Annotated in this window: 5 protein-coding genes and 1 pseudogene; 4 read left to right on the top strand and 2 right to left on the bottom strand. The window is 70.8% G+C overall.

Going from position 1 to position 8,519, the window contains the following annotated elements; all coding sequences use genetic code 11:
- The 4 genes and pseudogenes from VFR90_RS07515 to VFR90_RS07500 form a co-directional block, all read left to right on the top strand.
- Positions 1–2,291: pseudogene (locus VFR90_RS07515) on the top strand (methionine synthase); the annotation flags it as partial.
- Positions 2,292–2,531: 240 nt separating this feature from the next.
- Positions 2,532–4,280 (top strand): DUF1800 domain-containing protein, encoded by a 1,749-nt coding sequence (locus VFR90_RS07510; protein ID WP_326405489.1) that lies wholly within the window; start codon positions 2,532–2,534, stop codon positions 4,278–4,280.
- Positions 4,281–4,288: 8 nt separating this feature from the next.
- Positions 4,289–5,770, top strand: a complete 1,482-nt coding sequence (locus VFR90_RS07505) for a DUF1501 domain-containing protein (protein WP_326405488.1) — start codon at positions 4,289–4,291, stop codon at positions 5,768–5,770.
- Positions 5,771–5,850: 80 nt separating this feature from the next.
- Positions 5,851–6,468, top strand: coding sequence for a glycine zipper 2TM domain-containing protein (locus VFR90_RS07500; RefSeq protein ID WP_326405487.1), 618 nt, complete (start codon positions 5,851–5,853; stop codon positions 6,466–6,468).
- Between the two features lie 96 nt (positions 6,469–6,564).
- Here VFR90_RS07500 and VFR90_RS07495 read toward each other — a convergent pair whose 3' ends face one another.
- Complete coding sequence (locus VFR90_RS07495) at positions 6,565–8,079, bottom strand: YifB family Mg chelatase-like AAA ATPase (protein ID WP_326405486.1); 1,515 nt, start codon at positions 8,077–8,079, stop codon at positions 6,565–6,567.
- A gap of 9 nt (positions 8,080–8,088) precedes the next feature.
- Complete coding sequence (ubiK, locus tag VFR90_RS07490; RefSeq protein ID WP_326405485.1) at positions 8,089–8,346, bottom strand: ubiquinone biosynthesis accessory factor UbiK; 258 nt, start codon at positions 8,344–8,346, stop codon at positions 8,089–8,091.
- Between the last annotated feature and the right edge of the window lie 173 nt (positions 8,347–8,519).

The following is an 8,519-nucleotide window of genomic DNA, read 5'->3' as shown; positions in this document are numbered from 1 at the left end:
CGACGAGACCGGCCAGGCCGACACGTTCGAGCGCAAGATCCGCATCTGCGAACGCGCGTACCGTCTGCTGGTGGACCAGCTCGACTTCCCGCCGGAAGACATCATCTTCGACCCCAACGTGTTCGCGATCGCGACGGGGCTCGACGAGCACGCCAACTACGGCGTCGACTTCATCGAGGCCACCCGCTGGATCAAGCAGAACCTGCCCGGTGCGCTGGATCCGGGACAACCTGCCCGGGGCAAAGGTCTCGGGCGGCGTGTCGAACCTTTCCTTCTCGTTCCGCGGCAACGATCCGGTGCGCGAGGCGATCCATACCGTCTTCCTGTACCACGCGATCCAGGCCGGCATGGACATGGGCATCGTCAACGCCGGCATGGTCGGCGTGTACGACGACCTCGACCCCGAGCTGCGCGAGCGCGTCGAGGACGTCGTGCTCAATCGGCGCAAGGATTCCGGCGAGCGCCTGATCGAGATCGCCGACCGCGCGAAGAGCGCCGGCAAGGACGACTCGGCCCGCCTCGCGTGGCGCGCGAACGACGTGAACGCACGCCTTTCGCATGCCCTCGTGCACGGCATCACCGACTTCATCACCGAGGACACCGAAGAGGCGTGGCAGGCGATCCGCGCGCAAGGCGGGCGGCCGCTGCACGTGATCGAAGGCCCGTTGATGACGGGCATGAACGTGGTCGGCGACCTGTTCGGCGCCGGCAAGATGTTCCTGCCGCAGGTGGTCAAGAGCGCACGCGTGATGAAGCAGGCGGTCGCCCACCTGCTGCCCTACATCGAGGAAGAGAAGAAGCTCCTGATCGATGCCGGCGGCGAGGCGAAGCCGAAGGGCAAGATCGTCATCGCGACCGTGAAGGGCGACGTGCATGACATCGGCAAGAACATCGTCACCGTCGTGCTCCAGTGCAACAACTTCGAGGTCGTCAACATGGGCGTGATGGTCCCGTGCCAGGACATCCTCGCGAAGGCGAAGGTCGAGGGGGCGGACCTGATCGGGCTGTCGGGGCTCATCACGCCGAGCCTCGAGGAAATGCAGCACGTCGCCGCGGAGATGCAGCGCGACGACTACTTCCGCATGAAGAAGATCCCGCTGCTGATCGGCGGCGCGACCTGTTCGCGCGTGCACACCGCGGTGAAGATCGCGCCGAAGTACGAAGGGCCGGTGGTCTACGTGCCCGATGCGTCGAGGAGCGTCGGCGTGTGCAGCGACCTGCTGTCCGACGAGCGTGCGGCCAAGTACCTCGACGAGCTGCGCGCCGACTACGACAAGGTGCGCGCCCAGCACGCGAACAAGAAGGCCACGCCGCTGGTCACGCTGGAGCAGGCGCGCGCGAACAAGACGCCGATCGACTGGGCGGCCTTCACGCCGACCCCGCCGAAGTTCATCGGACGCCGCGTGTTCAGGAACTACGACCTCGCCGAGCTCGCCGCGAGCATCGACTGGGGCCCGTTCTTCCAGACCTGGGATCTCGCGGGCCGCTTCCCGGAGATCCTGCGTGACGAGATCGTCGGCAGCGAGGCCCAGCGCGTCTTCAGCGACGGCAAGCGCATGCTGCAGCGGCTCATCGAGGGCCGCTGGCTGCAGGCGCACGGCATCGTCGGGCTGTGGCCGGCGAACACGGTCGGCGACGACGACATCGAGCTCTACACCGACGAGTCGCGCACCGAGGTGCTGATGACCTGGCGCGGGCTGCGCATGCAGAGCGAGCGGCCGGTCGTCGACGGGGTGAAGCGGCCGAACCGCTGCCTCGCCGACTACGTCGCGCCGAAGGGCGTCAAGCCCGACCACGTCGGTGCCTTCGCGGTGACCGCCGGGCTCGGCGTCGACAAGAAGGAGGCGCAGTTCCTCGCCGACTTCGACGACTACTCCGCGATCATGTTGAAGGCGCTGGCCGACCGGCTCGCCGAAGCCTTCGCCGAGCGCCTGCACCAGCGCGTGCGCACCGAGTTCTGGGGCTATGCGCCGGACGAGTCGCTCACCGCGGAGCAGCTGATCGCCGAGCAGTACCGCGGCATCCGCCCGGCGCCCGGCTACCCGGCCTGCCCGGATCACACGGTCAAGCGCGAGCTGTTCCGCGTGCTGCACGCCGACGAGGCCGGGATGGGCCTGACCGAGAGCCTGGCGATGACGCCGGCCGCGAGCGTCAGCGGCTTCTACCTCGCGCATCCGCAGGCGGCCTACTTCAACGTCGGCGCGCTCGGCGAGGACCAGCTGCGCGACTGGGCGCACCGCAGCGGCCAGGACTTCGACGCCGCGCGACGCGCGCTCGCCACACTGAGCTGAGCGCGCGGCGCGACTTTCGTCACGCCGCGCATCGCGCGCGCGACGGCGCGGCCCCTCGAACAGAGGGTCGCGTTGCCGCTCCTTACATCGCTCGCAACTGCGCCGAAGCGTGCAAGCAGGCTGCGTGATGTCATCGCGCTCCCAGAAGGCAGGACGGGGGCAGCGGTGAACAACGAAGGCATTCGAGGAGACGGCGGCCCGAGGATCGCCACGACGCGCACGGCGCGATGGGCGGCCGCCGTGCTGACGGCCGCCGTGCTGGCGGCCTGCGGCGGCAACAAGGACGCCGCGACCGACAGCGCGGACATCGCCACCACCCAGTCGGCCCAGCCGACGACGAAGCCGGAAGCGGCACGCTTCCTCGCGCAGGCGTCGATGGGGCCCACCGAAAGCGAGATCGACGCCGTCGCGCAGTACGGCACGCGCGCCTGGATCGATGCGCAGTTCAACCAGCCGCAGGTTTCGCACAAGGCGGCGATGGACACGCGCGACGCGCAGCGCGCCGCCGCGAACGAAGGCGACGCCGACCAGAACGACTTCCTCGAATCCTGGTGGAAGCAGGCGGCCACCGGGCCCGACCAGCTGCGCCAGCGGGTGACGTTCGCGCTCTCGCAGATCTTCGTGATCTCGTTCAACGACGGCAACGTCGCGAATTACCCGCGCGGTGTCGCGAGCTACTACGACATGCTCGGCAAGAACGCCTTCGGCAACTTCCGCGAACTGCTGAACGACGTGAGCCTGCATCCGATGATGGGCCTGTACCTGTCGCATCGCGGCAACCAGAAGGAGACCGCGACGCGCGTGCCCGACGAGAACTACGCGCGCGAGGTGATGCAGCTGTTCTCGATCGGCCTGTTCGAGCTGAACCCCGACGGCACGCAGCGGCTCGCCGGTGCCGCGCCGATCGAGACCTACACCACCGCCGACGTGCAGGGCCTCGCAAAGGTGTTCACCGGCTGGAGCTGGTACGCCGGCCCCGGCACGACCGACCGCACCAGCAGCCGCTTCTTCGGCGGCAACGCGAACCCCGATCGCGACTGGCAACCGATGCAGGCGTACAACAAGTACGTCGCGAACACCGACTTCCACTCGACGTCCGAAAAGAGCTTCCTTGGCATGACGATCGCGCCGCAAGGCGCGAGCCCGGATCCGGAAGGCGACCTGACGAAGGCGCTCGACCGCCTGTTCAACCACGCGAATGTCGGCCCCTTCTTCTGCAAGCAGCTGATCCAGCGGCTGGTGACGAGCAATCCGTCGCCGGCCTATGTGTCGCGTTGCTCGGCGGCCTTCGCCGGCACGGGCGGTGGCAGCGGCGGCAGCGCGCGCGGCGACATGAAGGCGGTCATCCGCGCGGTGCTGCTCGACACCGAGGCGCGCAATCTCGATGCCGCGAGCACCAGCACGGGCAAGCTGCGCGAGCCGGTGCTGCGCCTCGCGGCGTGGCTGCGCGCGTTCAAGGCGACGAGCGTCGATGCCGACGGGCGCTTCCGCGGCATCGGCGTCACCGACGATCCGGCCACGAGCCTGGGCCAGACGCCGATGCGCGCGCCTTCGGTCTTCAACTTCTACCGGCCCGGCTATGCACCGCCGAACACGACGATCGCGACCGCCGGCCTCGTCGCGCCCGAGCTGCAGATCGCCCACGAGGTGTCGGTCGCCGGCTACCTGAACACGATGCGCAACTGGGTGCCGATCAACACCTCGGCCGGCCGCTACGTGCGCCAGAACTACGCGGCCGAGCAGGCACTGGCCGAAACGCCGGCCGCGCTGGTCGATCGCGTGAACCTGCTGCTCGCCGCCGGCCAGATGAGCGATGCGACGAAGACGGCGATCACCAACGCGGTCGCCTCGCGCGCCATCCCCGTGCCGACGACCAACAGCACCGGCACCGTGACCAACCAGACGGCGATCGACAACGCCAGAAACGACCGCGTCTACATCGCGGTGTTCCTGACGCTGGCGTCGCCGGACTTTCTCGTCCTGAAGTGAGCCGCGCCATGAGCATCAACGCATCCCGTCGCGAATTCCTGCGCCGTGCGTCGCTGATCGGCGGCACCGTCGGCGCCGCCGGCGCGCCGTTCGCGCTGAACCTATCGATGATGAACGCGGCCGCGGCTCAGGCGGCCGGCGGCTACAAGGCCATCGTCTGCCTGTTCCTCTATGGCGGCAACGACTCGGCCAACATGGTGCTGCCCACCGACGCGGCTTCGTGGACGGCCTACACCACGACGCGCTCGACCGCGCCCGACCCGATCGCGCTGCGCGCGGTCGGCACCGCGCCGAACACCGCGGCCGGCACCGGGCTGCTCGACTACATCGGCGGCGTGCTGCCGATCGTGCCCAACTTCACCGCGTTCGCCGCGCCGAACAACACCCGCACCTATGCGCTGCATCCGACGATGGTCGAGGCGCAGACGCTGTTCACCGCGGGCCGGCTCGGCGTGATCGCGAACGCGGGCCCGCTGATCGAGCCGATCGCGAACAAGGCGGCCTACCGTTCGAACGCCTCGCGCAAGCCCGCCAAGCTGTTTTCGCACAACGACCAGCAATCGACCTGGCAGGCGATGGCGCCGGAAGGCGCGAAGGTCGGCTGGGGCGGCAAGCTCGGCGACCTGGTCGCGTCGAGCAACACGCAGGCGATCTTCACCAACATCTCCGCCTCGGGCAACGCGGTCTTCATGGCCGGCAACACGGTGTTCCAGTACCAAGTCGGCAGCGGTGGCGCGACGTCCATCCGCGGACTGCCCGGCGTCGACGCCAACTTGTTCGGCTCGGCCGCCGCGGGCACTGCGCTGCAGAACCTGATCACCGCCGACAACTCGCACCTGTTCGCGAAGGAATACAACGCGATCACCAAGCGCTCGGTCGATGCGCGCGGCGCCTTCCAGGCCGCGTACGCGCCGACCGACGCGGCGGTGCCGCAGGTCACGCCCTACAACAACCCGGTCACGCGCGCGACCGCGAACAACGGCCTCGCGCAGCAGCTGCGCACCGTCGCGCGAATCATCAGCGCGAGCAGCTCGCTCGGCGCCACGCGACAGATCTTCTTCGTCAGCATGGGCGGCTTCGACACCCACGACAACGAGAACCGCAGCCACTCCGATCTGATGGCGCGCCTCTCGCACGCACTCGGCGAGTTCGACCGCCTGCTCGGCGCGCGCCGCAACGAGGTGACGCTGTTCACCGGCAGCGACTTCGGCCGCACTTTCACCAGCAACGGCGACGGCACCGACCACGGCTGGGGCGCCCACCACTTCGTGATGGGTGGCGCGGTGCGCGGCAAGGAGATCTACGGCCGCTTCCCGCAGGTCGGCCTGAACCATGACGACGAGGTCGGCTCGGGCAGCTTCCTGCCGCAGGTCTCGGTCGACCAGATCGGCGGCACGCTCGGCAAGTGGTTCGGCGTCAGCGACGCGAACCTCGATCTGGTGTTCCCGAACCTGCGGAACTTCCAGCGCGACCTCGGCTTCTTCGCCTGAGTTTTTCAGTTTGTGAGCGCGCGTCGGCGACGGCGCGCGCTCGTCCGTTTTTGCCGACAACCCAAAAGGAGCTCGACACCATGGAAGCCAGCCTCGACGAGAAGTCCCCGCAGCCCGCCGCCGGCGCGGCCCCGAAGTGGATCTGGATGGCCGGCGGCGCGGTGGCGCTGACGGCCGCGGGCATCGCCGCTGCGCTCACCCAGGCGCAGCGCGCGCCGGCGTCCGTGGCGCCGCCGGCCGCGGCCACCGCGCCGGCCGCGCCGCTCGATCTGCCCGAATCGAAGCTCGCGAAGGCCGAGACACCGCCGGCGCCGCGTGCGCGCGCGCAGGCCGAAGCGACGCCGCGCGACGAAGCGCCGCCTTCGCCGATCTGCACAAACTGCGGCGTCGTCGAATCGGTGCAGGCGGTGAAGGTCAAGGGCGAGGGCAGCGGCATCGGTGCGGTCGCGGGCGGCGTGATCGGCGGCGTGGTCGGCAACCAGTTCGGCAGCGGCAACGGCCGCAAGGCGATGACCGTGGTCGGCGCGGTCGGTGGCGGTTTCGCCGGCCACGAAGTCGAGAAGCAGGTCAAGGCAAAGACCGTCTACAGCGTCAAGCTGCGCATGGACGACGGCACGCTGCGCACGGTGCAGCAGGCGCAGGCGCCGGCGGTCGGCGCGCGCTTCAAGCTCGACGGCACGCAGCTGCGCCCGGTGTGACCGCGTGCTGGGCCTGCGGCTGCCGCGGATCCGGCTTCGCCGGGCCGCCAGCGGCGCCCTTGCCGGGAGCGGCGAAGCCTCAACCGGGCGGTCGTTCTAGCGCCCGACGAGCACGCGGCGGTACTGCACCGCCTCCGCCATGTGCGCCGCCGATACGCGCGCCGCGCCGGCCAGGTCGGCGATCGTGCGCGCCACGCGCAGCAGCCGATGCTGGCCGCGCGCCGACCAGCCCAGCCGTTGTGCCGCCGACTGGAGCAGCGCCTGTGCGGCCGGTTCGGCCTGCACGTGCGCATCGATCGCCTGGCCGTCGAGCTCGGCGTTGAGGCAGCCCTGCCGCGCTTGCTGCCGTTGCGCGGCGAGCGCGGTGCGCGCGGCGACCGTGGCGCTCGGCTCGCCGTCGGGCAGCGCGGCCAGCGCCTCGGGTGCGACGGCCGGCACCTCCACCTGCAGGTCGACGCGATCGAGCAGCGGCCCGCTCAGCCGCGACTGGTAGCGCAGCACCGCCTCGGGCGTGCAGCGGCAGCTGCGCAGCGGCGAGCCGGCGTGGCCGCAGGGGCAGGGGTTCATCGCCGCGACGAGCACGAAGCGCGCGGGGAACTCGGCCTGTCGCGCCGCGCGGCTGATCGTGATCCGGCCGGTCTCGAGCGGCTCGCGCAGCGCTTCGAGGGCGGCGCGCGGGAACTCGGGCCATTCGTCGAGGAAGAGCACGCCGTGGTGCGCCAGCGAGATCTCGCCCGGCCGCGGCGGTGAGCCGCCGCCCACGAGCGCGACCGACGAGGCGCTGTGGTGCGGCGCGCGCACGATGCGCTCGCGCCAGCGGCTCGCGTCGAAGTGGCCGGCGAGGCTGAGCACCGCGGCCGATTCGAGCGCCTGCGCCTGTGACATCGGCGGCAGCAGCCCGGCGAAGCGGTGCGCGAGCATCGACTTGCCGGTGCCGGGCGGGCCGACCAGCAGCAGGCTGTGCCCGCCGGCCGCCGCGACTTCAAGCGCGCGCTTGGCGGCCGGCTGGCCCTTGACGTCGCGCAGCTCCGGCCGCACGACGGCGCCCGACGCGGCCGGGGCGCGAGCGACCGGCAGCTCGATGCGCGCCTCGGCATTCGCGTGCAGCGCCGCGACGACGTCGAGCAGATGCCGCGCGGCCAACGGCGGCAGCCCGTCGGCCAGGGCCGCCTCGCTCGCGCTTGCGGCCGGCAGCACGACGCGCCGGCTGCTGGCGCCGCGCTGACCCGCCAGCGCCATCGCGAGCGCACCGCGCACTGGCCGCAGATCGCCGGCCAAGGAAAGCTCGCCGGCGAATTCATGCCCGGCGAGTAGGCCGGCGTCAAGCTGCCCGCTGGCCGCGAGGATGCCGAGCGCGATCGGCAGGTCGAAGCGTCCGCCGTCCTTGGGCAGGTCCGCCGGCGCGAGGTTGACGGTGATGACGCGTGCGGGAAACTCGAACTGCGCACAGGTGATCGCCGCGCGCACGCGGTCCTTCGCCTCGCGCACCGCGGCCGCGGGCAGGCCGACGATCGACATCCGCGGAAGGCCGCCGGCGAGATGCACTTCCACCCGCACTGCGGGGGCGTGCACCCCGGCGCGCGCACGTCCGTGCACGAGCGCCAGGTTCATGGCGGGCGCCTAGTGGCGCGGTGCGTCGAGCTGCGCTTCGAGTTCGGCCAGCGTGCGCTGGAGCTGCTCAACCTTCTCGCGCGTGCGCAGCAGCACCGCGCGCTGCACGTCGAACTCCTCGCGCGTGACCAGGTCGAGCTTGCCGAGCCCGCCGCGCAGCACGGCCTTGAAGTTCTCCTGCAGTTCGTCGCGGCCTTCGCGCAGGCCGGGCGGCACGAGCGCGCTGAGGCGGCGGGCGAGGTCGTCGAGCTGGGCGAAATCGATCATGCGGGTGTCCTCGGGGGCGGCGATCGCGACAGTGGCGGCATGGTCGCGCGGTGCGCGCGCCGGCGCCATCGGGCGATGCCGCCGCGTCGCTGGGAATGCTCCGAACGCGGGGTCGGACAGCGCGATACGACGGCCGTCGCGCCGAGGCAGGCTATCCTGCGGCGCGCAGCAGG

The sequence above is a fragment of the Methylibium sp. genome, from assembly GCF_035762065.1.
In the GTDB taxonomy this organism is placed as follows: Bacteria; Pseudomonadota; Gammaproteobacteria; order Burkholderiales; family Burkholderiaceae_C; genus Methylibium.
Note: the sequence above shows the minus strand (reverse complement) of the source record. Positions and strands in the feature narration are given on the sequence as shown.